Annotated in this window: 1 protein-coding gene; it reads right to left on the bottom strand. The window is 60.5% G+C overall.

Translation table 11 applies throughout. The annotated features are described in order from the left end of the window. Positions 1-35 precede the first annotated feature (35 nt). The gene (locus QYL93_RS31835) at positions 36-1,076 is read right to left on the bottom strand and encodes an IS30 family transposase (RefSeq protein WP_305747432.1); all 1,041 of its coding nucleotides are present in this window, start codon (positions 1,074-1,076) and stop codon (positions 36-38) included. Between the last annotated feature and the right edge of the window lie 50 nt (positions 1,077-1,126).

The following is a 1,126-nucleotide window of genomic DNA, read 5'->3' as shown; positions in this document are numbered from 1 at the left end:
GGCGGATTCAAAAGCGAAGCGCAACACCCTGATTTTCAATGAACAAGAGTGGAGTGCTGCGGGTTGTTGATCAGCAACTCGCGGTAGACCGCCAACGGTGATCGTACCCCCAGACCCTTTCTGGGGCGGTTGTTGATTTCATCGGCTATCGCGTCAAGCTGCTCCTGGCTGTAGATGCTCAGGTCCGTCCCCTTGGGCAGGTACTGGCGTACCAGGCCATTCATGTTCTCGTTGGAGCCCCTCTGCCAAGGGCTGTGCGGGTCGCAGAAGTACACCGCTATGCCCGTTTGCTCGCTGAGCTTTTTGTGCATGCTCATCTCCCGACCCTGGTCGTACGTCATGCTCAGGCGCATCGGTTGCGCAATGCCCAAGAGCTTGTCCGTAAAGCCCTGCAGGACGTTGGCAGCGCTTGCCGGCTTGAACTCGGGGAGCTTGACCAGCATGACCAGTCGGCTGGTGCGTTCCACCAAGGTCCCCACCGCACTGGCATTGGCCTCGCCTTTGATCAGGTCGCCTTCCCAGTGCCCGGGGAACTGGCGGTCTTGGATCTCTGGAGGGCGCACATGGATGCTCAGCATGTCCGGGATCTGGCCCCTGCGGTCCTTGCCTTTGCTGCGCGGCACTCGCTTGTTGTGGGCGTGGCGCAAGGTGGCGATCAGTTCTTTGCGCAGCTCCCCCACGGGCATGGCATAAATGCAGTTGTAGATGGTCTCGTATGACACGCGATGCTCATGGCCTGGTGGATGCAAGCGTGCCAGTGTCAGGGCAATCTGCTCGGGCGACCAGTGAAGCCGCAGCAAATGGCTCACCAGGCCCCACAGGATGGAGTCAGGATGCAGCTTGACTGCGGGTCTGCCGCAGCGCCTGCGCTGCAGGCAAAGGCACTGCGCTTTGACGCTGCCATAGCCCGACGAATGGCTATTGCGCTGCAGTTCCCGGCTGATGGTGGTGGGTGAGCGCAGCAATTGCCTTGCGATGGCCCGCACGCTGTAGTTCTGTTGCCTCAGGCTGGCAATGGTGGCGCGGTCTTCGGGCTGCAGCTGGCTGTAGTGGCTAGAACGGGAGGAGCAATGCATCTGCGGACCTTACAGGTTGGCAGGTGTTGCACTTCAGTTTTGAATCCGCC

Origin of the sequence: Acidovorax sp. A1169 (assembly GCF_030704685.1) — a bacterium.
GTDB lineage: Bacteria > Pseudomonadota > Gammaproteobacteria > Burkholderiales > Burkholderiaceae_C > Acidovorax.
Note: the sequence above shows the minus strand (reverse complement) of the source record. Positions and strands in the feature narration are given on the sequence as shown.

Bases quoted from the DNA above. Each gene is read 5' to 3' on its own strand.
- QYL93_RS31835 (WP_305747432.1), bottom strand. From the start codon at position 1,076: ATGCATTGCTCCTCCCGTTCTAGCCACTACAGCCAGCTGCAGCCCGAA.